Here is a 25,945-nt window from a genome sequence, read left to right on the forward strand (position 1 = left end):
CACGTCACAGCCTTAAATCCGCTGCCGGCGCTACTCGCGGCGGTCCTGCAACTGCACGACGCCCGGTTCGCCGACGTCCACACGATCGCCGATGGAGACGATCTCGACGACTCGTGGGTACTCGTAGGAGGCCGCGTGCTCGTGGACGATCTTCGGATCGGAGCCGACACCCTTCCACATGTCCCAGTGGACGGGCATCAGTCGATCGAGATCGAGCTGGTTCGCCGCCTCGACGACCTGCTCGCCGTCGTTGTACCAGTCGGTGGGGTAGGTTTCTGGAGGATTGTCCTCGGTGTGGAAGATGTTCCCGACGGTACCGTACGCGAGCACGCCGAGATCGATGTCGAACTCGTCAGCGATGTCGGAAAACTCGTCGGCCGGACGGGAGTCACCCGCCGCGAAGAAGGTGCCAGATTCGTGTTCGACGACGTAGGTCACCGGCTCCTCGGCATCGGGGTCGTTCGCGCCGCGGACGTGGATCGAGAGATCGCCGACGGTGAAGTCGTCACCGGGCGCGACGGTCTCGGCTGGGGGAGCCTCGACATCACCATCGTAGTTCGGCGCGTCCTGGGAGGCCGCGGGCGCGTAGAGGTCGCCGCCGCAGTCCTCGACGAGCGCACGGTGGGAGGGCGGATGCATGTGGTCGATGTGCTCGTGGGTGACGAGAACGGCGTCGCAGAGCGAGGCGTCGGCGGGGTCCATCGGCACAGGGATCATCCGGATCGTGCGCGGTGGCGATCCGTCGCCGAGATACGGATCGAGGTAGATCGTCGTTTCGGCGGTGCGGAGGACGTAGCCATTACAGCCGAGATACCAGACCGCGAGTCCGTCCGGGTCGGCGGCCTCGATCTCGTTCTGTACGAACCAGTCGCCCCACGTCGAGTGTACCATACCGCGCAGGCTTCGCCCTCGATGCTAATATACTGCCGGCCGGCTCTCGTCGATCGTCCGCGCCACCCGTGGCCCGTCGCGATCGGCGCGCGCTCGCGCTCGTGTGCGAACGAAGATGAGCACCGAACGCGAACACTGTGCGAGGGATGAGCGAGGAGCGTAGCGACGAGCGAATCGGCTGGGGAGGGATGTGGGCGGTGCGGGGCGGTTGCGGTCCCTCATTTGAGTCAGGATTCGTCGTTAGGAGATCCGCTTCCATCGGCACATCCGAAAATACGATTGCTCGCCTGAATTCGACCTATTCGTAGGTTCGTCCGCCAGTTTTGTGCTCGTCGATGAACTCCCAGTCGTACTCGATGCCGAGTCCAGGACTGTCGGGAACGGCAACGGTGCCGTCGCTATCGATCGAGTCGAGTTGATCCTCGTACTCCTCGTAGATCGGTGGAGCGGTGTTCTGACAGTCGGGATGGACGAGCGCCATCTCGTAGTAGTTCGCGTTGCGCATCCCGGCCATGCAGTGGCGCTGGGCCGGCCCCGGCGAGTGGATCTCTACGTCGAGACCGTGGCCCTCGGCCATGTGGGCGATCTTCATCGCGCCGGTGATGCCCGCGTCGTATTCGGGATCGGCGCGGACGAAGTCGGTCGCCTCGCGGTCGACGAAGTCGGTGTGCGATTCGAGCCCGCGGACGTGTTCGGTCTGGAGGATCGGCGTGTCGAGCTGCTGGCGGAGCTTCCGGTGGGCGTGCTGGGAGATGCCGCCGTCGCGGAAGGGGTCCTCGTACCAGAGGAACTCCTGTTCGTCGCACGCCCGGCCCACCTTCAGCGCGTCGCCGAAGGTTTCGTACTCGCAGGCGGGATCGATCATCAGATCCATCCTGGGCACGCGCTGGCCGACCGCGCGGACGGTCTCGACTTCACGAGCGATGTCCCGGCGCTCGTCGCTACCGCCCCAGCCGTGGATCTTGAACCCGCCGTAGCCCAGCTCCTGGCACTGCTCGGCGAAGTCTGCGTAGGCTTCCGGCGAGTCGAGTCCTCCGTTGTCGTCGGCGTGATAAGTCGAGGCGTAGGCGGGCAGGCGCTCGCGATACTGACCGAGCAGTTCGGCGATGGACGCGCCGTAGTGTTTGCCGGCGAGATCCCAGAGCGCGATGTCCACCGGACCGATCCCCATGCGGTCGTATTTCCGGAGGGCGCGTTTCATCTCCGACCAGTGGCGCTCGCGCCGGAGTGGGTTCTTCCCGATGAGGTAGTCGGCGACCTCGTGGAACTGGGCGAACGCCGGGGAGTTGCCGCCGACGAACTCGCCGGTGAGATCTCCGTCGGTGTGAACACGAATGCTGAACAGCCGACGTTCGGTGGTCTCTCCGGGCTCGTAGACGAGGTTGAACCCCGGATCGGAGCCGACATCGGAGAGCGTGTAGCTGAATTCCGTCGTTTCGATGCGCGTGATTTCCGGCGGCATGACGGCCCGCTACACAACCGTGATAGAAAAACCCATTTGTGTCATCCCGCTTTTCGCTGTCGGCACTCCACGATCACGTCGATCTGCCGATCTCGATGATCACGTGTCTGCGCCGCGTTCGCTGGTCCGTCAGTCGAACCGGTGGCCGTATATGGCGGCCGATACAACCCCCGAACAATGACTTCCAGCACGGACCGCACAGCCACGGATCGGTCGGACGGCCGTCTCGGAAGCCGGCGTCTCGGGCGCGCCATGCTCACGGCCGTCCTCCTCGTCGCCGGGCTCGGCTCCATGCCGATCGCCTCCGCTCACGGCGGGACCGTCACGGTCAACGGGTTCAGACTCGAACAGTGGTTCGGACTCGTCCCGCTCGTCGTCGGTCTCGGGATCGTCGTCGCCAGTCAGTATCTGCATCGCCTGCGGCCGGCTGCGGCCCGCTATCGCCTTCACGGCACCATCGTCGGTCTCGTGGTGGGGATCGTCGGCGCGATCTGGATCGTCCAGCTTTCGCCCTACGAGTGGCTGACCGCCCAGCCGATCGTCCCGCGGGCGATCCACGCCCCGCTGATGCTGCTCGTCGGCGGGGGAATCATGCTCGCGAGCGTGCTCGTCGGCCAGTTCCGCTGGTCCCGGCAACCCCGATTCGCCGGTCTCGGCGTCCTGCTGGGGCTGTGGGTCGCCTATCCCGGCCTGTCGGTGTTCGGGCTCTACACCGAGACGAACTCACTGGGTTATCTCATCGTTCTCGGCCTCGTCATCGGGCTCGGCTACGTCCTCTATCGGGACGCCGGCGGTCTGATCCGCCAGCTTCTCGCCGACCGGACGGCCCGTCGGTTCGGGTTCGCCGTCGGCGGACTTTCGGTGCTCTTCTTCGCGTTCTCGTCGGGCATGCTCTATCTGATCCCCGATGACGGCACCGGCGTGTCGCTCTCGGAACAGATCGTCTCCGTGCTGCCGGTGGCCGACCCGCTGGTGATGTGGCCGGCCGTCGAGTTCTGGTATCCCAACGTGCCGATCGGCGGGGTGATCTCGGTCGGAACGGTGCTCCTCGTTACCCTGTTCGGCACGCTAATTGGGTTGAACGCGGCGCTCTTCGCCTTTCAGTCCGGTAGCGGGACCTCCCAGACGGGCGCGGGCATCGCCGGCATCGCCGCCCCGCAGGCGTGCTGTTGCTGCGGGCCGGCGCTCTCGCAGATCGCCGTCGTCGTCCTTGGCCCGTCGGCCGGCGCGCCGATCTATCTCCTCTTTGGCGATCCCTCGTCGTCGATCGGCTCGCTGTTTTTCGTCGCCAGCGTCGCCGTCCTGACGGGGTTGCTCGTCCGCGCTACCGACCGGCCCGACGAACCCCAGCCCGAACCCGCGACCGCGCCCGCATAATTCGCGGACGATACTGTCGATATCCGAGCAGTTCGTCCGCTGTTGACGACGGAGCGGCTATCCGTTCGGACGAATCAGTACTGACTCACGACGCGCAACTCGAATATAGAAACGAACAGCACCCGCGCCCGAACGATGAAAAAGAGAGCGCGTCGCCCGCCCTCGATCGATCAATCGTCCTCGTTGGCGATGAGCCGTGACTCGACGAGATCGACGACGGCCTCGCGGGCGGCGGTGACGTCGTCGTCGGTCGTCACGCGGCGCAACATCGCGCCGGTGACCGTCGACACCAGCAGCGTGGCCGTCTCCTCGACACCGATCTCGCGGAAGCTCCCGTCGTCGATGCCGGCGGTGAGCACGTCGACGAACGCGTCGTGGATGAGTCGGTCGACGCGGGTGAACTGCTCGCGGTATGCCGCCTTCGAGAGCGCCCGCGAGCGCAGCTCGAACAGCGCGAGCTGGAACTCCCGATGTTCGTCCGGCGGCGACTCCGGGAGTAACTCGTCGACGAGCGTCCACAGCTGTTCGTCCGGGCTCTCGTCCCTGTCGATCGCGTCCTCGATGGAGAACTGGTCGAGCAGATACGAGAGAAACGCGATGAGGATCTCGTCTTTCGTGTCGTAGTGGTAGTAGAGCAGCGATTTGCTCTTGTCGAACTCGTCGGCGATCGCTTGGATCGTGAGGTCGGCGTACCCGTGCTCACAGAGGGCTCGATACGTCGCCTCCATGATATCGATCTGTGTCTCGTTGCGGGCGGTGTCCGCACTCATGGTAACTAACTATTCAGTCAAGATGGAAAAATGCATCGCTCCGCGTGTTGATTCGCTCGCCACTTCGTCTCGCTCACGGGCGCGACGGGATTTGAACCCGCGACGTCTTGGTCCGGAACCAAGAACTCTATCCACTGAGCTACGCGCCCACAGAACAGGAGAGGGAGGTCGGTGCTTTAGGCGTTGTGATAGCTCAGGGCGTTTCGTTCGTTTCGAGCGTCATGTCGGACGTCGGGTAGGCGACACAGGTCAGCGTGTAGCCGTCGCCGACTTCGTCCTCGCTGAGCATCTCCTGGCCATCGTGGGTGAGATAGTCCTCGGAGGGGCCGTCGGCGACGTGGCCGCCACAGGAGAGACACTGGCCCGCACGGCAGGCGTAGGGAAGGTCCCAGCCCTGCTCCTCGCCGGCTTCGAGCAGCGTCTGGTTTTCGGGCACGTCGAGCGTCTCGCCTTCCTTCTCGTACTCAACCTCGTACACCTCGGCCTCGTCGTCCGGGATGGCGGCCGGACTCTCGGACTCCTCGCCCTCCTCGCTTTCGGCGATTTCACCCTCGGCACCACCCTCGCCGCCGATCGCTCCGGCCGGTGCCCCACCGCCACCGATCGACCGGTTCATCGGCTCCGGGAAGTTCGTGTCCGGAATGCTCTCGGCACGCCGTTCGAGAACCGACTGCGAGACGTCGTCAGGGATGGGGCGCTCGGTGCCCGAGGAGAGATGCAACACCACCGTCATCAGCACCAGCAGAACGCCTATCGACAGCCCGAATGCCTCGACCATGTCCGGCGTATGGAAGGGCGGTTTAACTACCTATTGATTCCCCGCACCTACCTTTTTGCTGCGGGGGTGCGCGCCGGTGGCATCTGCTCGCGGGCCGGAGGCCCGCTTGCACGGACCGAGGCGGCGGAGCCACCTCGCGGCGCTCAACCCTCTTCTCACGGGCGCTTCGCGCCCGTTCGCATGGTACGATGGACCTCCGCTCCCTCTTTACTTGTAAAATATGGACCGAAAACTTCCGCTCGCTCGCACTTCGTGCTCACTCGCGGCGAACCGCGCTCACTGCGTTTGCGCGGACACGGCTGCTCTCCGCAACCGTCCCGCACGGTAACTGAAGCCCTCAGCGCGCTCCCTTCGGTCGCGGCACTCGCTTCGCTCGTGCCACACGCCTCGCCCTTTATCCGCCAGGTACCGCACCGCCGCCACAGCACCACAGCCATCCGGCGGCCGCACCACCGCCGCGCGGGTGCGGCTGTCACCTCGGCATCAAATCCCACCGCCTGTGTCCGGGCCAACAGCTATGGTCGCCGCGTGACATCGACGACCATGAGCGACGGGGATTGGCGCGCGGCCGAGCGCGACCACACCGACGAAGTCATCGGCACCGACACCATCCCGCGACTGTTCGAGCGGAGCGCGACCCGCAACGCCGACCGACCGGCCCAGCGATACAAGGGCGACGTCCACGAGCGCTCGCTCGCCGGTACCGTCATCAGACGCGCCGACCCCGGCGAGTACGTGACGCTCAGCTACGAGGAACTCCAGTCGATCGTCCGCTCGCTCGCGGCCGGATTCCGCGATCTCGGTGTCGAGAGCGACGACAGAATTGGGATCTTCTCCGCATCGCGCATGGAGTGGGCACAGGCCGATTTCGCCTTGCTGGCCGCTGGCGCTGTCGTCACGACGGTATACAAGGAATCCTCGCCGCGACAGGTCGAGTATCTCCTCGACGATCCCGGTGCCACCGGGGTGATCGTCGACAGCCGCGACCGGCTCGAACGCGTGCTCGACGTCGAGGACACACTCGAGCTCGAGTTCGTCGTCGTGCTGGACGATATTTCGACCGACCGTGACGACGTGTTCACGATCTCGGAGGTCTACGAGCGCGGCGAGCAGACCTTCGACCGCGCGGCCTACGAGCGCTGGCTGAGTGAACGCACACCCGACGACCTGGCGAGCCTCATCTACACGTCGGGAACGACGGGCAAGCCCAAGGGCGTCAGGATGACTCACCGGAACTTCCGTGCGAACATCAATCAGCTCAGAAAGCGCTTCGGCGATCGTCCCGACAAGTCTGCAGATCTCCCTTCGGTGGGTCGCGAGACGGTCGCGCTCTCCTTTCTCCCGCTCGCACACGTCTTCGAGCGCCTCGCGGGCCACTTCTTCCTGTTCGCGAGCGGTGCGACCGTCGCCTACGCCGAGAGCGCCGATACGGTGGCCGAGGACATTCAAACCGTCCAGCCGACGACGGCAACCAGCGTCCCGCGCATCTACGAACGCATCTTCGACTCGATGCGCGAGGACGCCGACTCGGCCATCAAACGTCGTATCTTCGAGCGCGCGGTCGCGGCGGCGAAGCGCACCAGCCGTCAGGACGACCCGGGCCGGACGCTTCGCTTCGAGCGCGCGCTCGCCGATCGCCTCGTCTACAGCACCGTGAAGGAGGCGATGGGTGGTAACATCGAGTTCTTCATCAGCGGCGGCGGCAGCCTCTCGCCGGAGCTCGCCAGACTGTTCGACGGGATGAATCTGCCGATCTACGAGGGCTACGGGCTCACCGAAGCCGCACCCGTCGTCTCGGTCAACCCGCCCGAGGCACCGAAACCCGGCACACTTGGTCCAGCACTCACCGGCGTCGAGACGAGACTCGACGCGTCGGTCCTGCCAGCCGATCAGTACGACCGCGACGGCACGGTCGGCGAACTGCTCGTCCGCGGGCCGAACGTTACCGATGGATACTGGGAGAACCCCGAGGAGACCGACGCCGCCTTCGAGGACGACGACTGGCTGCGAACCGGCGACATCGTCGAACGCGATGTGGATGGCTATTTCGTCTATCACGAGCGGCTGAAACAGCTGCTGGTGCTCTCGACGGGCAAGAACGTCGCCCCCGGACCGATCGAGGACGCCTTCGCCACCTCCGAGCGGGTCGAACAGGCGATGGTGCTCGGCGACGACGAGAAGTTCGTGAGCGCTCTGGTGGTTCCGAACTTCGAGGGGCTGCGCGCGTGGGCCGCCCGGAAAAATCTCGAACTGCCGAGCGAGCGCGCGGCGCTCTGTCGCGACGAGAACGCCCGCGAATGGGTCGACGCACACGTCGAGAACGTCAACGAGGAGCTCGAACCCCACGAGCAGATCAAGCGTTTCGAACTCGTCCCGACCGCGTGGACGCCCGAAAACGACCTTCTCACGCCGTCGTTGAAGAAAAAGCGCCGCAATATCAGAACCCGCTTCGCCGATCGGATCGACCGCATCTACGCGACCGAGCAGCCGGCGGCCGACGATTAGCGGGCTCCCGACCGGATCGGTGGAAAAGCAGGAAGCGGTCTACGACCGACCGATGACGCCCGTCGTCGTGGCGACCTCGCGGGCGGCGCTCTCGTTCATCCCGTTGCCGAGGATCGTGTAGCGGTCGCGGATCTCGTGGGCGCTCGTGAGCGCCTCGACGATCGCCGCGTCGTCGATGCCGAGTTCGGCGGCGGTCGTCGGCGCGCCGAGACCGGCGAGCGCGTCGCGGATGTTCGTCCATCTGCCCGCCTCGCCGCTGTGGAGGTACTCCGTCAGAATCGAGCCCACACCGACCTGGTGGCCGTGCAGCGCCGCGCCGGGGGCGATGCGGTCGAGCTGGTGGCTGAAGAGGTGTTCGGCACCGCTGGCCGGTCGCGAGGAGCCGGCGATCGACATCGCTACCCCGGAGGAGACGAGCGCCTTGACGACGACCCAGGCTGACTCCTCCAGACCCTGCTTGATCGAATCGGCGTTGTCGACGAGCATCTCGGCGGTCATCTGACTCAGTGCGCCCGCGTACTCCGAATATTCGACGTTCTGGAGGCGGTGGGCGAGCTGCCAGTCGCGGACAGCAGTATAGTTCGAGATGATGTCGGCGCAGCCGGCGGTGGTGAGCTCCCAGGGCGCGTCGGCGATGATTTCGGTGTCGGCGACGACGGCGAGGGGCGGCTCGGCAGCCACGCTGTGGCGCGAGTCACCCTCGGGGACTGACCCACGCCCGGAGACGATGCCGTCGTGGCTCGCGGCTGTCGGCACGGAGACGAACCCCATGTCGACCGAGTCGCTCGCCATCTTCGCGATGTCGATCGGTTTGCCGCCGCCGACGCCGACGAGAAAGCCCGCCTCCTCGGCGCGGGCGGTCTCGATGACGCGCTCGACGGCCTCGAAACTCGCCTGTTCGACGACGACCGTCGCCGGCTCCATGCCGTCCGTGGCGAAGTCGGCGACGACGCGCTCGCCGGCGACTTCGCGCGCCGTCGGACTGGTCACGACGAGTGGCTGGCCGGTCAGGTGGAGCTCGGCGATGGCCTCGGTCGTCTGCGGGAGCACGCCGTGGCCGACCACGACGTTGCGCGGCAGGCGGATCCACGTGGTCTTGTCGAACATGGCCCCTCTCGCCGCCGGGTCGCCAAACCGTTTGTCCTCCCGTCACCTCAGAGCGTATCGAGCACCGAGAGCACCCGCTCTTCGGCCTCGCGATCGGGACCGTTCTCGCGGCCGGTGCGATCGCTCGCGCGGTGCTCGTCGACCGTTCGTGCGAGCGCTTCCTGGATCGGTGTCGCCGTCCAGCCGAGCGTCGAGAGCCGGTGGGTGTCGAGTACGTGTGGGTACGAGCGATACAGCGGGAAGTCGTCGAGCGCCAGATCGGCGGCAGCGAGTTCGCGCTCGTTGGCGGTCACGATATCCACCTCGGTGTCGAGCGCGTCGGCCGCGAGCTCGATCCATTCCGAGAGGATCGGCAGTCGGCGATCGCCGACGTTGTACGCCGCGCCGGGGGTGCCCTCCTCGGCGACGATCCGGAGCGCGCGGGCCACGTCCTCGACGAAGACGAGGTGGCGCAGACAGTCGCCGTCGCCGGGCACCAGCACGCGATCGTGGTTGTCGACCCGATCGAGCCAGTAGTCGAACCGTTCGGTGTAGTCGTGCGGGCCGTAGACCACTGGCGGGCGTACGCTCATCGCCGCCGCACCGTCGGCAGCGGCGTCGCTCACGACGCGGTCGATTTCGGCCTTTCGCGGCCCATAGGTCTCCTGTGAGTCGTCGGTCGCCTGCTCGGCGGTGCAGTCGTGGAGGGCGGTCTCGCCCTCGCGTTTGGGGATCTCCTCGCTCCCGTAGGCCGCGCCGCTCGAGATCACGACATACCGGCTGTCGTCGAACAGCTCGATCGCCGTTCGGGCCTCGTCGGGGTGGTAGGCCACGCAGTCGATGACGACGTCGGGATCGCGCTCGGCGGCGCGTTCGAGGTCGGCCCTCTCGGTGCGGTCGCCCTCGACGTGTTCGACGCGCTCGTCGAACGGATCGTCGTGGGTGCCGCGATTGAACACCGTGACTCCGTACCCGCTGTCGAGCAGCTCGGTGACGGTGTGGCGGCCGATGAACCGCGTGCCGCCGATGACGAGTGCGTTCATGCCGGAGCCACTCGTGGCCGGGACAAAAGTCGTCGGGAATCGGCGATGGTGCTCGTTCGTCAGGTCGATGAACGCACGGAACACTGATATTGTCGGACGAAATGTGTCGGGTATGCCCGGCCCGGTGTTTCTCGACGGCGAGCCGATCGCGCTCAGAACGCCCGCGGAGGAGGACGTCGAGTTCCTCCAGCGCAACATGAACGACCCGCGGGTGCGTCGCCCGATCGGATCGGTCGGGCCGATGAGCGAGAGCGACGAGGAGGAATGGATCGAGAACGCCAACGAGGACGGTGTCTCGCTGCTCGTCTGCGTCGATGGCGAGCCGGTCGGCACGATCGGCCTCTCGGACGTGATGGATACCTGGGGCTGTGCGGAGATCGGCTACTGGCTGACGCCCGACGCATGGGGTGAGGGCTACGCGACCGAGGCGACCGCCCTGCTCGTCGAATACGGCTTCGACCAGCGCCGCCGCAACAAGATCGTCGCCCACGCCTTCGACTTCAACGCGGGCTCGCGGCGCGTGCTCGAGAAGGTCGGTTTCGTCGAGGAGGGCGTCTTCAGAAAGGAGGCGTTCGTCGACGGCGAGTTCGTCGACGTCCATCGCTACGGCCTGTTGGCCGACGAGTACGAGTGAGTCAGAGCCCGAGCTCGCGCCCGATGACGAGGTGTTGGATCTCCGATGTGCCCTCGCCGATCTCCATCAGTTTGGCGTCGCGGTAGAACCGCTGTGGCGCGAAGTCGGTCGTGTAGCCGTAGCCGCCGAGCACCTGGACGGCGTCCTCGGCGACCTCTCGGCTGATCTCGCTCGCGTCGAGTTTCGCCAGCGCGCTCAGGCGGCCGACGTCACCGCCGGCGTCGTAGGTCGTCGCGGCCTTTCGCGTGAGGAGGCGTGCGCGCTCGATCTTCCGATCCATGTCGACGATCGTGTTCCGCACGGCGTCGAACTCGGCGATCGGCTGGTCGAACTGCTCGCGCTCGGTGGCGTACGACTTCGCCGCCTCGTAGGCCCCCTGTGCCAGTCCGACCGAGAGTGCCGCGATCGAGATGCGTCCGCCGTCGAGCGTCTTCTTCGTCTGCTCCCAGCCCTCACCCTCCGCTCCCAGGAGGCGGTCTTCGGACAGTCGGACATCGTCGAGCTGGATCTCGCAGGTCGGGGAGGCGTTGAGCCCCATCTTGTCCCAGATCGTCGTGACCTCGAAGCCGTCGTCGTCCGGATCGACGATGAACGTCGAGATCCCGCCGTAGCCCGCCTCAGGATCGGTGACGGCTTTGACGAGCACGGAGCCCGCCTCGCTCGCGTTCGTGATGAACTGTTTGGTGCCATTGAGAACGTACTCGTCGCCGTCTCTCTCCGCGCGAGTGTCCATGTCGCTGGCGTCGCTGCCGCTGCTGGGTTCGGTGAGCGCCCAGCCGCCCATGTGCTCGCCCTCGGCCAGTGGGCGAAGCCATTCCTCCTTCTGTTCGTGCGTGCCGAACAGTTCGAGCGGCTTGGAGGCCAGCGAGACGTGCGCGGCGTACGAGAGCCCGATCGATCCCGAGACGCGCCCGAGCTCCTCGGTGACGAGCGAATACATGAGCTGATCGCCGCCGAGTCCCCCGTACTCCTCGCTGATCGGGACGCCCATCACGTCGAGTATCCCCAGTTCGTCGAACACCTCGGCGGGAAAGCGGTGTTCGTCCTCGATCTCCTGGGCGAGCGGGGTGATCTCCTCCTCGCAGAACTCCCGGACCGTATCGCGCATCATCCGGTGCTCGTCGGGCAGGTCGAAATTCATACCGCCACTACGATGGCGGGAGGATAAAACCCTCGGCAACGATCATTGTCGATCACCGGACGCGAGGGTTTTACGCGCCCGTGTCCCAGTTCGGCCGTGGCAGTCCGCCGATTCGTCCGCGGTCACGTCGAGTGGCCGCGCCTCGAAGCCGTCTGTCGGGAGGTCGCAGCCCGGTACGGGCAGTCGACCGTCCACGTGAACTTCCTCGACGGCGACAACTGGCTCTCGACGCCCTGCGTCGTCGACGATCGCTGGTTCGTCAAGATCATCAGCCCACAGAACGCGCTGGTCCACGCGCTGTTCACCGCCGGACGAAACCTCGGGATGTTTTCGAGCGGCACCGAGGGCTTCTTCGAGCGCCTCGACAGCCCCCTGGAGATGGCCGAACACGAACTCGCCGCCACCCGCCGCATCCGCGATATCGGCGTCAACGCGCCCGAGCCGATCGAGGCGTTCAGTCACGGCGATCTCGGCGTGGTCGTCCTCGAATATCTGCCCGCGTTCCGGACGCTTGCGGAGCTCTCGCCGGCGGAGACGGCGGCGATCGCGCCAGACCTCGTCGCGTCGCTCGCACGAATGCACGCAGCGGGCTTCGGTCACGGCGATCTCCAGGCCGAAAACGTCCTCGTCGCCGACGGCGAACTCTACGTCATCGACGCGACGAGCGTGCGCGAGGACGCCTCCGTCGACGCGCGGTCGTACGATCTCGCGTGTGCGCTCGCGGTGCTCGAACCGACTCTCGGCGGGCGGGCGGCAGTCGACGTCGCCAGCGAGCAGTACAGTATCGAGGAGCTGCTCGCCGCCCGCGAGTTCGTCGATTTCGTCGGCGTGCGCCCCGACCACGATTTCGACGCCGCCGTTCTCCGTGCCGAGATCGAAAAGCGCGCGGCGTAGTCCCGGCCGGTCATGACCGGGAACAGCTATACCCGAGCGTCGCCCCTGAACGGGGTATGGCAGAGACCACGACACGCCGATCGCCGAGTGAGTTCGCCGACCTGCTCGGCCAGCTCCCGACGGATGCAGCGGATCGCGAGTCGATCGTCGTCGAAGCGCCTGACACCGGCGACGAGCTCGGGACGGTGCCCGCCCACACCGCGGCGGACGTGCGCGCGGCCACCGAACGCGCCGCCGACGCACAGGCGTCCTGGGCCGACCGCTCGTTCGACGAGCGCGCAGCTGTCGTCGAGCGCTATCACGACCTCGTGCTCGACGAGCAGGCGGAACTGCTCGATCTCGTCCAGCGCGAGAGCGGCAAGAGCCGGCGCGCAGCCTACGAGGAACTGCTCGATATCGCCATCACGAGCCGGTACTACGCCTATCACGGCGACGAACACATCCAGTCACGCCGGCGCGCGGGTGCGATTCCCCTGCTGACGAAGACCGTCGAACACCACCATCCGAAGGGCGTCGTCGGCATCATCTCACCGTGGAACTACCCACTCACGCTCGCGGTCTCGGACGCGATCCCGGCGCTGCTCGCCGGCAACGCCGTCGTACTCAAACCCGCGAAGGAGACGCCGTTCACCGCACTGCGCGCCGTCTCGCTGCTCCGTGAGGCCGGCCTCCCCGACGATGTCTTTCAGGTCGTCACCGGTCGTGGCTCGGAGATCGGGACGCCGCTCATCGAGAACTCGGACTATCTGATGTTCACGGGGAGTACGGAAACGGGTCGGACAGTCGCCGAACAGGCCGGCGCGAACCTGATCGACTGCTCGATGGAGCTCGGTGGGAAGAACCCGCTCCTCGTGTTCGACGACGCCGATCTCGGGAAAACCGTCGAGGGTGCGATCCGTGGCGCGTTCACCAACGCTGGCCAGCTCTGTATCTCGCTCGAACGGTTTTACGTCCAGTCGGGCGTTCGCGAGGCGTTCGAGCGACGGTTCGTCGATGCGGTCGACGAGCTCGAACTCGGGACGAGTCTCGACTACGAGTCCGACGTCGGCTCGCTGGCCTCGGCCGACCAGCTGGAGAAGGTCGAATCCCACGTCGAGGACGCGCGTGAGAAGGGGGCGACGGTGCTCACGGGTGGCGAGGCGCGGCCCGACGTCGGCCCGTATTTCTACGAGCCGACGGTGCTCACCGACGTCACCGACGAGATGACGGTCGCGAACGAGGAGACCTTCGGCCCCGTCGTCGCCATCCACGAATTCGACGAGGTGGGCGAGGCCATCGAACTGGCGAACGACTCCGATCGCGGGCTGAACGCGAGCGTTTGGACCGAAGATTCCGACTTTGGCCATGCGGTCGCTCGCCGGATCGAGTGTGGCACCGTCAACATCAACGAGGGCTACGTGGCGACGTGGGCCTCGACCGACGCGCCGATGGGTGGGATGAAGGAGTCGGGGCTCGGCCGGCGACACGGCCGCGAGGGCATTCGCAAATACACCGATGCGCAGACGGTGGCCGAACAGCGCCTCGCACCGATCGCCGCCCCATCCGGCGTTCCCGAGGAGCTCTACACTGCAGGGATGACGGCCGCAATGCGCGTGCTGAAGCGGATTCCTGGGCTTCGATAGTCGGATTCATCCGATCCACAACTCGTTGCCCGATCCGGCGAGAAACGAAACGGGCAACCCCGGAGCACGGCTACACGCCCTCGATGGCTGACGCCGACACCGAACCGTCCCGACCCATCCAGAAGGACTATCTCGAACGGGTCGCCGAGCGGCTCGAAAACTCCTACGACCTCGAACGCGATCGACCGGTCGGGGACACGACGTGGACGCTGTACGGCCGGTTCACGCTCGAACGCGAGAAGTATTTCCTCCATCCGACGGTCTCCTACGCCCGACACGACTCGGACGAACACCTCTTCGTCCGCCGGGTCGACGCGATCGACACCGACACCCTCGACACGGCGATCGATCTCGGCCACACCCTCGCCGACGACTGGATCGAGGCTGACGAGCGCCACTACAGCACCGATTTCACGTTCGTCTTCGTCGCCCCGACGATCCCGGAAGCGGTCGCCGACCGCGTCGAGGGGTTCCGCGACCGAACGCTGCTCAAGTACGGCTACTACGGCCACTACGAGGTAAATCTCGTCGTCGTTGCTCCTCGCTCCGAGGAGCTCGCCGCGAGCGAAAAGGCCGACGTCGCCGCGGCGTTTCGGACGTGGACGCCGCCCGTCACACGTGATCGTAGTCTCTTCGGCCGGCTCGCGGACACGATCTTCGGCCGAGCCGATCGATGACGAAAACGAGTCGATTACCGGTCGGTGCCACCGTCGGCGGCGGTGACGTTCTGCCCACGGACGTCCCGGATGTTGCCGAGACCCTGCCGGAACAGCGCGAGCGCGAGCACCAGCAGGATCGTGCCAATGACGATTTGGAGAGCGAGCGACCACGCTGCCGTCTCCGCGTTGCCGAGGATCAGCCCCTGATAGAGGTTCTGATAGAACTCGAGATAGACGAGCGCACAGACCGTCACGACCGACATCAACACCATCGGCACCCCGGTCGAGACGAGCTGTTTGCCGTCGTCCCAGTTCGCCAGCCAGACCGTCGCGGTGAGCAGCGCGAGCGCGGCGAGCAGCTGGTTCGCACTGCCGAACAGCTGCCAGAGCGGCGTCCACGTGCCCGAGGCGATCAGGACGTAGGCGACCAGACACTGGACGGCGCTGTTGGCGTAGCGGTTCGAGGCCACTTCCTGGGTCGTCGTTTCGGGCGTGCCGACGATCTCCTCGAAGAGATAGCGGCCGAGTCGGAGCGCGGTATCGGTCGAGGTGAGCAGGAAACTCACCATCACGAGCGCCATGAACGGTGCGCCGAAGCTCGCCGGGATCCCGAGGCTACTCAGGATCACGCCGCCGCCACCCGCGAACTTCGGGAGCGCGAGCCCGACACCGCCGGTCGCGTCGGCCGCGGTGACGCCCACGACCGCGACCGCCGACAGCGCGACGGTGGCGAGCAGCCCCTCGCCGAGCATCCCGCCGTAGCCGATCAGGCGGGCGTCGGTCTCCTTGTTCAACTGTTTCGCGGTCGTCCCCGACGAGACGAGCGCGTGAAAACCGCTGATCGTCCCACAGGCGATCGTGACGAACAGCATCGGGAACAGCGGACTGGACGCCCCGAGCGTGCTGTTACCGCCGAACCCGGTGAACGCGGGGATGTTCGTCACGAGCGCTTCGTTCGCGGTGCCGAGCACCGTGCCGACGATGATCGCGACCAGCGCGCCGCCGACGCCAGCGTACAGCAGGAACGACGAGAGGTAGTCACGCGGTTGCAGTAGCGTCCAGACGGGCAGCACGCTCGCGATGAACGAGTAGACCAGCACGATCGGGATCCACTGGGTCTGTGTAAGCTGAATCGGAAAACGGAGCCCGACGAAGACGCTGGCGAACGTCAGCGTCACGAACAGTACGGTGCCGGGGATGAAGGGGAGATCGAACTGGTAGAGATAGACGCCGAAGACGAGCGCGAGCGCGATGTAGTGAGTCGTCAACTATAAACTGAAAATGCTATCTTACTGCGCATCAATACGGTATGGCAATGAGCCAGTCAACGTACCCGATCGAGCTGACCGAAGAAGAACGCGACACTCTCAACGCGATCACATCCCACGGCGTTCACCGAGCACAGAAGATTACTCGTGCGCGCATCCTACTCCAAGCAGACGACGGCAAGAGTGACTCGGATATCGCCGAGTCACTCGGCTGTAGCCCAGCTACAGCGTGGCGAACCCGGAAAAAGTTCCACGAACGCGACCGGCTTGATGCCATCGAACGCAAAAATCCTGACCGCACCTACGAACGCAAACTCGACGGTGAGGACGAAGCTCATCTCATTGCCCTTGCTACCAGCGAGCCGCCCGACGGGCGCGCTCGCTGGACGCTCCGTCTTCTCTCCGACAAACTTGTTGTCCTCGACGAGATCGATCACGAATCAGTCTCTCACGAAACCGTGCGTCAAGTCCTCAAAAAAACGAGCTACAGCCTCACCGATCCAAGCAATGGGTGATCCCGCCAGAGCAAGACACCGAGTTCATCTACCACATGGAGGACGTCCTCTCACTCTACCGCGAACCATACGACCCAGACCGGCCTCTCGTTTGTTTCGACGAGCATCCCAAACAGCTACTCAAGCAGGTCGAGCAACCGCGCCCGGCTCAGCCGGGCACGGTTGCCCGCGAAGACTACCAGTACGAGCGTAACGGCACCAAGAACCTGTTTCTGGCCTCCGAACCGCTTGCCGGCTGGCGAGCGGTGAGGGTCAAAGATCGCCGAACCACTGAAGACTGGGTTCACTTCATGCAGCACCTCGTTGATCAGCACTACCCGGATGCGGACTGCATCCGGGTGGTGCTGGACAACCTCAACACGCACAAGCCGGCAGCCTTCTACGAGTATTTCGATCCAGCTGAAGCACGGCGGATACTCGACAAGCTCGAATTTCACTTCACGCCAGTACACGGTAGCTGGCTCAATATGGCGGAAATCGAGTTCAATACGCTCCAGCAGCAGTGTCTCGACAGACGCATCCCCGACGCGGCGACGCTCCGTCAGGAGGTCGCCGCGTGGAAGAAGGAACGAAACAGCGATGATACCGACATTGACTGGCGGTTCACGACCGACGATGCCCGAATCAAACTGAAGCGGCTATATCCTTCAATTGACGACTGACAGCACAGTAGGAGTCGGCGAGTTCGGTGAGGATCACGTCGGGATCGGGATCGCCCTTGAGTTCGTCGACGGTTGCGGCTTCCTCGACGATGATCTCCTTCGCCTGTTCGATGTCGTCCTCGTAGCCGATCCCGAAAGTGAACGGGATGCGGAGTTCGTCGTCGGCGACGGGGTTCGTGACGGCGTTGTCGGCGAGTTCGGAGTTCGGGACGGTGATCAGTTCGTTGTCGAACGTCTTGAGCTTCGTCACGCGCAGGCCGATATCCTGGACGACGCCGGATTTGGTTTCGTTGCTGGAGGGCCACTCGATCCAGTCGCCGATGCCGAAGGGATCGTCCTTGAGAATGAAGATACCCGCGGCGAAGTTCGCCAACAGGTCCTGAGCGGCGAAGCCGACCGCGAGCGAGAGCGCACCCAACAGGGTCGCAAACGCCGCGAGCACGGTGCCGAAGCCGGCGATCGTCGCCGCGAGCGAGAGCGCCGCGAACAGCGCGAGCGCGCGAGCAACGGTCCCACCCAGATTCACGACTTTCGGATCGTAGCCACGCGCGTTGAGTGCGCCCCTCACGAGACGGACGAGCACCGATCGTCCGACGAAATAGATGAGCACGAACGCGACGAGGAACAGTACGGCTGTGGTGGCGACGCTGATGAGCGCCTCACCGTACTGGCTCACGAACTCCCCGACACTCGTCGGCACGCCCTGCTGTAGCGGTATCAAAGGCATCGTCAGAGTTCACACACGAACGGATCATCAAACCATCGCCTGCCGGCGCGACCGATCATCCCGGAAGCGAAGGGCTTAATCCACGAGCCAGCATCCATCGATATGCGGGACCGTGGGGTAGCTTGGTATCCTCGGCGCATGGGGTGCGTCGGACTCGTGTTCGAATCACGACGGTCCCATGGACCTTTTTGCACCTCGCTCGCGCGGAGCGCGCTCGCTCGAGCAAAAATCTCCACCAAAAAGCGCGTCGGACTCCCTCCGGTCGTCCTCGCGCCCGCTCGCTCACTGCGTTCGCTCGCGGTACAAACTTCCTACGCGACTGCACAGCACCGCCGAAGCCCTCGACCGCTTCGCGGTCTCGCCCTTCATCCGCCAGGTGAGTGAACTCTCCTGAGCCTACGGTCGCTCTGCGACGGCAGACGCCAATATCCGCTACCTGCAACCATCACAACAACACACTGACACTCGCTGCCGGATTTTGAGCGATCCTAATCGATCTGCCGTGTCACGATGGGTATTAAATTGTGGTACTCAGTTATTTGTAATTGGAAACTAAAGGGTGCTACCATGAGCTCCGTCAGTACCGCTGTCCTCTTCGGTCGCGACCGGCATCGCACACGACGGACTCTCGTTCTCGCCGCTGCTGTCTTCCTCGCGAGTTTCGTGCTCTACACGAGTTTCCCGATCTACGATGGGCTCCCGTTGACGTATCTCCTGATCATTCCCTCGATCCCGGTGCTCGCAGGGGCTGTGGCGCTGATCAGTGCCTACCGCAACGATGGCTTACTCGTGAGTGCATTAGTGCCAGTGATGGCCGTCCTCGGATTGGAGCTCTCGGTGGCTCTCTGGCTCGCTTTCGATCTCGTTCCCAGCTACGATCCAGCTGGATTCGGTTTCGTACCCGTACTTCTCGCGGCTGCCTTCGCGATTGGCGTCGCCGTCGCCGCCGTCGGGGCTGGCACACGGCGCGTCGTCACCGCCATCAGTTCGTGAACGACGAGCGGTGTCGAGACACGAACACCGATCCCCTCGATTTTCCCGGCCGACACAGTTCATCGCCGGCTACGCCACCGATCGCCAGCAGCGCCTTACTCTCGTTTCACACCGGGGTTCGTCACCGCACCGTTGGCCGCCGAGCCGAAGGTCGCTCCATATTTCGCGAGCACGCCGGTGGTGTAGTTCGGTTCGGGACGGTCGCGCTCGGCCAACCGCGACTCGATCTCCTCGTCGCTCAGATCGACGTCGAGGCGGCGCTCGTCAACGTCGATGCTGACGGTGTCGCCGTCCCGAAGGGCAGCGATCGGACCGTCGGCGGCGGCTTCGGGGGCGATATGACCGATAGAGAACCCGCGCGTCGCACCCGAGAAGCGCCCGTCGGTCAGCAGCGCCACGTCATCGGCGTGGCCTTGGCCGGCGACCGCCGAGGTCACACCGAGCATCTCGCGCATTCCCGGCCCGCCGCGCGGCCCCTCGTTGCGGATACATACCACGTCGCCCGACTCGACGTGGCCCTCCTGGACGTATTTCATTGCACTCTCCTCGCCCTCGAAGACCCTGACCGTGCCCTCCTGTCGAAGCTCGTCGTCGCTGGTGACTTTCAAAACTGCGCCCTCGGGCGCGAGGTTCCCCTTCAGGATACGGATCGCGCCCTCCTCGTCGAACGGATCGGCGACGGGGCGCAGGAAGTCGGCGTCGATCTCGTCGTCGGCCGGGAGATCGAGCTCGTCCAACTCCTCGTCGATCGTGCGCCCGGTGACGGTCATCGCGTCGCCGTCCATGTAGCCGCCCTCGACGAGTCGGCGGATGACGACCGGAACGCCACCGATATCGTGGAGATCCTCCATCACACGCGTGCCGCCAGGCTGGAGGTTGGCGATCTTCGGCGTGCGCTGGGAGATTTCGTCGAACGTGTCGATGTCGAGTCCGATGTCGGCTTCGGCGGCCATCGCCAGCAGGTGGAGCACGCCGTTGGTGGAGCCGCCGAGCGCGACCTGGAGGGCGATGGCGTTCTCGAAGCTCGCGCGCGTGAGGATGTCCGACGGTTTGCGGTCGGCCGCTATCGCATCCAGAACGACTTCGCCGGCCTCGTGGGCGACCGCCTCGCGCTCGTCGCTCTCGGCGAGCGGGCTGGCACTGCCGAGCGGTGCGAGACCGATCGCCTCCGAAATCGAGGCCATCGTGTTCGCAGTGAACATTCCACCACAGGAGCCGGCACCCGGGCAGGCGTTGCGTTCGAGATCGTCGAGCTCGTCGCGGCTCATATCACCCTGTGCGTACGTGCCGACACCCTCGAAGACGTCCTGCACTGTGACGTCCCGGCCCTCGTGCTCGCCGGGGAGGATAGAACCACCGTAGCAGAAGACGGTTGGAAGGTCGGTGCGGATGGCGGCCATCATCATCCCGGGCAGGTTCTTGTCGCAGCCCGCGACGGTGACGAGCGCGTCCATGCGCTCACCGAAGGAGACGAGCTCGACCGAATCGGCGATCAGTTCCCGGGAGATCAGCGAGGCCTTCATTCCCTCGGTGCCCATCGAGATCGCGTCGCTGATCGTGATGGTGCCGAACTCGATCGGCATGCCGCCGGCGTCGTCGATGCCGTCGGTGGCGGCGTCGGCCACGTCGTCGAGGTGGACGTTACAGGGCGTGATGTCGGCGGCGGGGTTGGCCACGCCGACCATCGGCGAGTCGAGATCGGCGTCGTCGAAGCCCATCGCGCGGAACATCGCCCGATGGGGCGCACGTTCGGGACCGTCGGTGACTTCCCGGCTGCGGAGGCGCTCGGGCGTCTCGGCCTCGTCGCGCCGTTCGGACTGCTGACTCATGGTTCGGTCTCGGTTGCCACGGACATAAGTGCCACTGAAGCGCCCGAGGGGCGAGTCGAACCAGTTTTGAGGGCTGCGCTGACAGAAGGGGACGATGAGTTCGACCGTGGCCGTCGCACACTACCCCGAGGGGGCGGGTCACGCGACCCGGATGTTGGCGGTGGCGAGAGCGCTCGAAGCCCGCGGGGCCACGGTCACGCTCGCCGGCGGCGGCCCGGGCGCACGCTTCATCGAACGCAACGGCTACGAGCAGTTCGAACCAGCCTCCGTCGACTTCATCGGCGACTACCAAGGCGGCTCGCTGCTGCACGTGCTCGGCCACAGCCTCCCCAACAGCGCGCTTCGGGTGTACGACTACGTGCGCTGGCTGCGTCGCGAACGGCCGGACGCGCTGGTGACCGACGACATGTTCGCCGCGATGGCCGTCGAGTTCGTCGATCTCCCGCTGTTCGTCTGTACGCACAACGCCGCCTCCTACTACGACGCGGTCATCGAGCAGGGGTTCACCTGGCTGCTCAACCGCCACCAGCTCTACTCGGCCGAGGCGTTTCTCTACCCCTCGATCTGGCCGCCCGACCGCGGCGACCCGGCGGGCGTGACGCCGATCCCGCCGATCGCTCTCGACGTCGCGCCGACGGCGACGACCGACGAGCAGCGGCGCGTCCTGGCCGACGGGAGCCCACACGAGACCGACGTGCCCGCCGACGAGCCGCCCGCACCCGAGGAGACCGAGGTGTTGGTCGTGCCGAGTGCGTACTCGATGGGGTTCGAAGCGCTCACCGAACGACTCCGGACGGCGGGCCACGAAGTGACGCTCGTCGGCGGCGAGGACTGGGACTGCGTGCCGGCGCTGCTGCCGTATCTCCGGGCCGCCGAGCGCGTCGTCTGCTCGGGTTACTCGACCGTCATGGAGGCCGCGGTCGCGGGCACGCCCTGTATCGTCTATCCGTTCACCGACGAACAGCACGGCGTCTCGCGCGTGATCGAGCGCACGGGACTGCGGGGGTTCCAGGTCGAACACTCGATGGCACACGTGGTGCGCGCGGTCGACCAGCCGCTCGAACGCCCGGTGTACGAGAACGGTGCCGGGCGGGCGGCGACGACCGTGCTCGCGGCCATCGAGTAGAAAGCGACTTTCACGCGGGCTCGTTTGGTGTGGTATGACGCGGGTTCAGGTCACTGCCGGCGGGCGCATCCATTTCGGCTTTCAGAACCTCTCGCTCGCTCGCGAGCGGCTCTACGGCGGTCTCGGAATCTCTCTCCGCGAGCCACGACTCCGCATCGAGGCCGCGCCGGCCGACGAACTCCGCTGTGACGACCCGGACGCGAGTGAGTACGCGGCACGCGCGCTCGATCTGCTCGATCTCCCCGGCGTCTCCCTTACGGTTCACGAACGACTGCCAGCACACGTGGGCCTCGGGAGCGGGACGCGCCTCGCGCTCGCGACGCTCGCCGCAGTCGCGCGGGCGTACGACCACGACCCACGGGTCCGGGAACGCGCGCCGCAGCTCGGCCGTGGCGGGCGTTCGGGCGTCGGCTGTGCGACGTTCGAGTCGGGTGGGTTCGTCGCCGACGCCGGCCATCGGGCCGAGCGGTTCACCACCCAACCCCCCGCGGCGGGCGAGTGGGAAGTGCCGGAACCGACCGCTCGCCACGCGCTCGCCGATTCGTGGCGGTTCGTGCTCGTCGTCCCGGCGATCACCCCCGGCCGGAGCGACGACCACGAAGATCGGAGCATCGAGCGCGTGGTCGAACACGCCGATCCAAGCATCGCCGACGATATCGCCCGTATCGTCGCCCAGCAGCTGCTCCCGGCGGTCGCCGAGGACGACTGGCACGCCTTCGGTGGCGCGATCGCCGCCGTGAGCCGCCTCAACGGTGCGTGGTACGCCGACGAACAGGGTGGCGTCTATCGCCCGCCGCTCGGCGATCTCATCGACGTGCTCGAACGCTCGCCGGCCGTGGCCGGTGCGGGCCAATCTTCCTGGGGGCCCGCCGTCTATGGGCTCACGGACGACGAGCGCGCCCAAACAGCACGAGAGGCGGCCCAGGACGCGCTGTCGGCCGCGGGCGTCGATGGCGACGTCCTGATCTGTGAGCCGGATAACGAGAGCGCGCGCATCGAAACGGTGGAATAGGTGCTGTTTTGCGCGTCGAGCGTCTATCCCGATCCATGCAGTTCTGCGACGACTGCGGCTCGATGATGCACGCGGACGGCGACGAGATGGTCTGTTCGGACTGCGGGGCGCGCGTGCCGAAGGACGAGGAGGTGGCGGCGTCGTTCGTGAGCACCGAATCACAGAGCGATAGCGACGTCATCGAGACGAGCGAGGACGCGGCCGACGAGGGGAAACCGACGGCCGAAGTCGAGTGCGAGGAGTGCGGTGCCGAGCGCGCGTGGTACACGATCAAACAGACCGGTTCGGCCGACGAGCCACCGACGCGATTTTTCAAATGCACCGAGTGCGGCCATCGCTGGCGCGGCTATAGCTGATCTCACCGTGATCGAACGGTTTTGTCCACCTTGACGCGAGCGAGCGCCGCGTCATCGACGGTCTGGACACCTTTCTCTCCGAGGTTCCTTTGGGACCTGCCGGACCCGACGATCGAGATCGAGCCGTCACTGGTCGTGCGACGTCTGGAAAACGGGGGCGGGAACGGTACGGTGATGCCACGCAACGGACCGTTCGGGGAGCCACCCCACCACATGATTATCGGGGACGACCGAAACCGTCCTGCATGATAGCGAAAGTGAATGTCACCCGAACCGATCGCTGACGAGTCGCCCGCAGCCGCGCCGCAGCCGTTCGGAGGCGGCCTGGTTCGAGATACCGAGCTCCGCGGCGATCTCGGCGAGCGTCGTCTCGCGTGGCACCCCGAAGTAACCGCCCTCGTGGGCCAGCTGCAGCGCCTCGCGCTGACTGGTCGTGAGGCGGTTTCGAGCCGTCTCGGTGTCGTCGCCATCGCTGTCGTAGAGCCGATCGAGTTGGAAATCGAGATCGTGGTCGAGACAGAACTCCCGGAAGGTGGCCAGCGCATCGCGGCCGGGAAAGCGAATGCGGGCGTGCCAGCGGCCGTCGACGTACCGCATTTCGAGCCGTGCAGCCCCGAGATCGACCCACGCGTCGTAGGTCACGACCGACGCCCGACCGGTCAGTCGGGCACGATAGAGCCGCCGGTCGCTCGCGTTGCTCAACCGTTGGACATCGGTGACGGTCTCGTCGTCCGCGAGCGCGCTCTCGAAGGCGTTGAGGCCGTCGCCGCGCGCCCAGCAGAACACGACCGGCATCGCCGAGCGCGTTCTGTACACCCGTTCGACGTCGAGTTCGATCGCTGGGGTGGCCGACAGCGCCGTCGCGAACGAGAGCCGATCCGGATCGAGGCTGCATTCGGCGATGACGCTCATAGCAATTGATCTATGCTACCAAATAGCAAAATGCCTTCCGACGGATGGAGTCGAACGAATCGGTGCGGATCGCGGTTTTTCAGGCGATCAGTAGCCACGCAAGCGCCACCGCGCCCGCACCGGCGATCGTGCTCGCCACCGCGTGGGTGCGCAGTCGATCGAGGTGTGCGTGGGCCGCGCCATGCGTGTGGTCGTGAGCGTGCTCGCCGCCGGTCTCACACTCGGGCAGGAAATCCATCGCGATGTGGAGGAAGATGCCCGCGGCGAAGCCGAAGACGACCGCATTGAGCGCCATCGTGCTCGGCGGCTCGACCAGCCCCACGAGCAGCGCCGTGATCCCGACACCGGCCGCCGGCAGCGCGATCGCGCCGACCGGTAGTCTCTCCGCTCGGAGGCGATCGGCGGCGGCGTAGCCCGCGGGCGCTTTGTGCGAGACGATGCTCAGGCCGAGCAACAGTCCGAGCTCCGGCAGGAGAGTGTAGACCGTCCCGATGACGAGTCCGGCGGCCAGCGCGTGTGCGGTGAGCTGTGCGGTCGTCGTTTCGAGCGGGAGATCGAGATGCGTGAGGCGGTGGCCGACGGTGTGGCCGGCGTAGCCCGCGACGATCCCGGCCGCGATCCCGAGCCCCCCTAACTGGGGCTGATAGCCGATCGCCTGGGGGACGAGGAAAATGGCCGCGCTCGTGATCATCGCGCCGCTCGCGAGCCCGTCGGCTCGGACCGATCGCGCCGCGTTCCGCTCCCGTGAGCGCGCGCCGAGGACCGCCCCGCCGCCCATCGCGGCGAAGGCGACCCAGCCGACGACCAGGAGTTTCCAGAGTCCTGCGAGTGCCCCGAGCACCGAGAGAGCGACGAACGCCACCAGCCCGACGACGCCGATCCACGGCACTCGCTCGCGCCGTTCGAGACCGACCGCTCCGATGTTCTCCATTCTGTTAGCAACATCAATGCCGAAGTTAATAAATCCGTCGTACGGCCTGTCTCAACGCGTCGCCTGCCGCCACGCGCGCAGGTCGAGAACCGAGCCGTCGAGCTCGTCGTCGTCGGCCTCGGTCGCCGCCCAGACGAACATCCCGGCGATGTCCGCGGGATCGCGACCGGCTTCGCCCGCGAGATCGGTCGCGACCTGTCCGAGATCGAGCAGCCCTACTGAACTGTCTAACTCGGTCGCGAATCCACGCACGAGCGCCTCCGCGGCCGCCTTGGAGACGGCGTACGAACCGAAGCCGGCCTGCGCCTCGCGGGCGATCGCCCCCGTCGGAACGAGCACGCGCGCGTCGTCGGCGAGGTGGGGGACGGCCTCGCGCACCGTCGCGAAGACCCCGCGGGCGTTCGTCCGGAGGTGATCGTCGAACGCCGCGTAGCTCTCGTCGGCCAGCGGCGTCTCGCCGGCCGGGCCGTGATAGACGCCCGCGTTCGCCACCACGAGATCGATCCCGCCGACGCCCGCCGCGGTCTCGCAGAACCGTTCCACGTCGTACTCGTCGCGCACGTCGGCGCGCTGCGTGGTGATCTCGCCGTCCAGCTCGTCCGCGTCCGCGGCGAGCTCGTCAAGCGCGTCCGTGCTGCGTGCACAGCCGACGACGTGCGCGCCCTCCTCGGCGAAACGGTGTGCGACCGCCCGGCCGACGCCCCGGCTCACGCCCGTGACGAGCGCGATGGTATCGTCCATGTATCCGGATA

23 protein-coding genes, 2 tRNA genes and 1 pseudogene are annotated in these 25,945 nt (G+C 66.0%); 12 read left to right on the forward strand and 14 right to left on the reverse strand.

The genetic code is table 11. The annotated features are described in order from the left end of the window. Positions 1-30: 30 nt before the first annotated feature. Together NO363_RS04575 and NO363_RS04580 are read right to left on the reverse strand one after the other, a co-directional pair. The gene (locus NO363_RS04575) at positions 31-891 is read right to left on the reverse strand and encodes an MBL fold metallo-hydrolase (RefSeq protein WP_256687208.1); all 861 of its coding nucleotides are present in this window, start codon (positions 889-891) and stop codon (positions 31-33) included. A gap of 298 nt (positions 892-1,189) precedes the next feature. After that, the gene (locus tag NO363_RS04580) at positions 1,190-2,353 is read right to left on the reverse strand and encodes an enolase C-terminal domain-like protein (RefSeq protein WP_256687210.1); all 1,164 of its coding nucleotides are present in this window, start codon (positions 2,351-2,353) and stop codon (positions 1,190-1,192) included. Positions 2,354-2,530: 177 nt separating this feature from the next. On the opposite strand from NO363_RS04580, the gene NO363_RS04585 reads away from it, so the two are divergent. Beyond that, on the forward strand, positions 2,531-3,730 hold the full coding sequence (locus tag NO363_RS04585) for a hypothetical protein (RefSeq protein ID WP_256687211.1): 1,200 nt from the start codon (positions 2,531-2,533) through the stop codon (positions 3,728-3,730). Between the two features lie 170 nt (positions 3,731-3,900). Here NO363_RS04585 and NO363_RS04590 read toward each other — a convergent pair whose 3' ends face one another. From NO363_RS04590 to NO363_RS04600, 3 genes are all read right to left on the reverse strand, one after another. Then, the gene (locus NO363_RS04590; RefSeq protein WP_256687212.1) at positions 3,901-4,500 is read right to left on the reverse strand and encodes a TetR/AcrR family transcriptional regulator; all 600 of its coding nucleotides are present in this window, start codon (positions 4,498-4,500) and stop codon (positions 3,901-3,903) included. 76 nt (positions 4,501-4,576) lie between these two features. Further along, a tRNA-Arg gene (locus tag NO363_RS04595) sits at positions 4,577-4,649 on the reverse strand. Positions 4,650-4,693: 44 nt separating this feature from the next. After that, a complete protein-coding gene (locus NO363_RS04600) occupies positions 4,694-5,278 on the reverse strand; it encodes a 2Fe-2S iron-sulfur cluster-binding protein (protein ID WP_256687213.1) in 585 nt (194 codons plus the stop codon). Between the two features lie 543 nt (positions 5,279-5,821). Between NO363_RS04600 and NO363_RS04605 the strand changes: the two genes are divergently transcribed. Continuing rightward, a complete protein-coding gene (locus tag NO363_RS04605; RefSeq protein ID WP_256687214.1) occupies positions 5,822-7,783 on the forward strand; it encodes an AMP-dependent synthetase/ligase in 1,962 nt (653 codons plus the stop codon). Between the two features lie 39 nt (positions 7,784-7,822). Here NO363_RS04605 and NO363_RS04610 read toward each other — a convergent pair whose 3' ends face one another. Both NO363_RS04610 and NO363_RS04615 read right to left on the reverse strand, forming a co-directional pair. Next, entirely contained in the window at positions 7,823-8,890 is a 1,068-nt protein-coding gene (locus tag NO363_RS04610; protein ID WP_256687215.1) for an NAD(P)-dependent glycerol-1-phosphate dehydrogenase, read from the reverse strand. A gap of 47 nt (positions 8,891-8,937) precedes the next feature. Then, positions 8,938-9,912 (reverse strand): NAD-dependent epimerase/dehydratase family protein, encoded by a 975-nt coding sequence (locus NO363_RS04615; RefSeq protein WP_256687216.1) that lies wholly within the window; start codon positions 9,910-9,912, stop codon positions 8,938-8,940. A gap of 112 nt (positions 9,913-10,024) precedes the next feature. Between NO363_RS04615 and NO363_RS04620 the strand changes: the two genes are divergently transcribed. Continuing rightward, a complete protein-coding gene (locus NO363_RS04620; protein ID WP_256687217.1) occupies positions 10,025-10,546 on the forward strand; it encodes a GNAT family N-acetyltransferase in 522 nt (173 codons plus the stop codon). A gap of 1 nt (position 10,547) precedes the next feature. On the opposite strand, the gene NO363_RS04625 is transcribed toward NO363_RS04620, so the two are convergent. Then, a complete protein-coding gene (locus NO363_RS04625) occupies positions 10,548-11,687 on the reverse strand; it encodes an acyl-CoA dehydrogenase family protein (RefSeq protein ID WP_256687218.1) in 1,140 nt (379 codons plus the stop codon). 96 nt (positions 11,688-11,783) lie between these two features. On the opposite strand from NO363_RS04625, the gene NO363_RS04630 reads away from it, so the two are divergent. From NO363_RS04630 to NO363_RS04640, 3 genes are all read left to right on the forward strand, one after another. After that, positions 11,784-12,581, forward strand: coding sequence for an RIO1 family regulatory kinase/ATPase domain-containing protein (locus tag NO363_RS04630; RefSeq protein ID WP_256687219.1), 798 nt, complete (start codon positions 11,784-11,786; stop codon positions 12,579-12,581). A 56-nt stretch (positions 12,582-12,637) separates the two neighbouring features. Beyond that, positions 12,638-14,203 carry a succinic semialdehyde dehydrogenase gene (locus tag NO363_RS04635; protein WP_256687220.1) on the forward strand — a complete coding sequence of 522 codons (1,566 nt, stop codon included), beginning with the start codon at positions 12,638-12,640 and terminating at the stop codon, positions 14,201-14,203. Positions 14,204-14,286: 83 nt separating this feature from the next. Continuing rightward, complete coding sequence (locus NO363_RS04640) at positions 14,287-14,880, forward strand: DUF8052 family protein (protein ID WP_256687221.1); 594 nt, start codon at positions 14,287-14,289, stop codon at positions 14,878-14,880. A gap of 14 nt (positions 14,881-14,894) precedes the next feature. Here the strand turns inward: NO363_RS04640 and NO363_RS04645 are convergent. Next, positions 14,895-16,118 (reverse strand): annotated as a pseudogene (locus NO363_RS04645) (carbon starvation CstA family protein); the annotation flags it as partial. 59 nt (positions 16,119-16,177) lie between these two features. Here NO363_RS04645 and NO363_RS04650 point away from each other — a divergent pair. After that, a protein-coding gene (locus NO363_RS04650; protein ID WP_256686327.1) for an IS630 family transposase occupies positions 16,178-17,307 on the forward strand; the annotation gives its coding sequence in 2 pieces (ribosomal slippage) (positions 16,178-16,604 and positions 16,604-17,307; 1,131 coding nt in all). On the opposite strand, the gene NO363_RS04655 is transcribed toward NO363_RS04650, so the two are convergent. Next, entirely contained in the window at positions 17,270-18,034 is a 765-nt protein-coding gene (locus NO363_RS04655; RefSeq protein ID WP_256687222.1) for a mechanosensitive ion channel family protein, read from the reverse strand. The genes NO363_RS04650 and NO363_RS04655 overlap by 38 nt on opposite strands. 106 nt (positions 18,035-18,140) lie before the next feature. Between NO363_RS04655 and NO363_RS04660 the strand changes: the two genes are divergently transcribed. Further along, positions 18,141-18,213, forward strand: a tRNA-Pro gene (locus NO363_RS04660). Positions 18,214-18,601: 388 nt separating this feature from the next. Beyond that, positions 18,602-19,027, forward strand: coding sequence for a hypothetical protein (locus NO363_RS04665; protein ID WP_256687223.1), 426 nt, complete (start codon positions 18,602-18,604; stop codon positions 19,025-19,027). A 95-nt stretch (positions 19,028-19,122) separates the two neighbouring features. On the opposite strand, the gene ilvD is transcribed toward NO363_RS04665, so the two are convergent. Next, positions 19,123-20,856, reverse strand: coding sequence for a dihydroxy-acid dehydratase (ilvD, locus tag NO363_RS04670; RefSeq protein WP_256687224.1), 1,734 nt, complete (start codon positions 20,854-20,856; stop codon positions 19,123-19,125). A 94-nt stretch (positions 20,857-20,950) separates the two neighbouring features. Here ilvD and NO363_RS04675 point away from each other — a divergent pair, with 94 nt between their 5' ends. From NO363_RS04675 to NO363_RS04685, 3 genes are read left to right on the forward strand one after another with little or no spacing between them, the layout of a single operon-like run. After that, the gene (locus NO363_RS04675) at positions 20,951-21,982 is read left to right on the forward strand and encodes a glycosyltransferase (protein ID WP_256687225.1); all 1,032 of its coding nucleotides are present in this window, start codon (positions 20,951-20,953) and stop codon (positions 21,980-21,982) included. 34 nt (positions 21,983-22,016) lie between these two features. Further along, positions 22,017-22,994, forward strand: a complete 978-nt coding sequence (locus tag NO363_RS04680) for a beta-ribofuranosylaminobenzene 5'-phosphate synthase family protein (RefSeq protein ID WP_256687226.1) — start codon at positions 22,017-22,019, stop codon at positions 22,992-22,994. 35 nt (positions 22,995-23,029) lie between these two features. Next, positions 23,030-23,350, forward strand: coding sequence for a transcription factor S (locus NO363_RS04685; protein WP_244698803.1), 321 nt, complete (start codon positions 23,030-23,032; stop codon positions 23,348-23,350). Positions 23,351-23,614: 264 nt separating this feature from the next. Here the strand turns inward: NO363_RS04685 and NO363_RS04690 are convergent, their stop codons facing one another. From NO363_RS04690 to NO363_RS04700, 3 genes are all read right to left on the reverse strand, one after another. Beyond that, positions 23,615-24,262: a helix-turn-helix domain-containing protein gene (locus tag NO363_RS04690; protein WP_256687227.1), complete on the reverse strand. Its 648-nt coding sequence runs from the start codon at positions 24,260-24,262 to the stop codon at positions 23,615-23,617. Positions 24,263-24,341: 79 nt separating this feature from the next. Then, the gene (locus NO363_RS04695) at positions 24,342-25,193 is read right to left on the reverse strand and encodes a ZIP family metal transporter (RefSeq protein WP_256687228.1); all 852 of its coding nucleotides are present in this window, start codon (positions 25,191-25,193) and stop codon (positions 24,342-24,344) included. 51 nt (positions 25,194-25,244) lie between these two features. Then, positions 25,245-25,934, reverse strand: a complete 690-nt coding sequence (locus tag NO363_RS04700) for an SDR family oxidoreductase (RefSeq protein ID WP_256687229.1) — start codon at positions 25,932-25,934, stop codon at positions 25,245-25,247. Between the last annotated feature and the right edge of the window lie 11 nt (positions 25,935-25,945).

The organism is Halococcus qingdaonensis, from assembly GCF_024508235.1.
GTDB classification, from domain to species: Archaea; Halobacteriota; Halobacteria; order Halobacteriales; family Halococcaceae; genus Halococcus; species Halococcus qingdaonensis.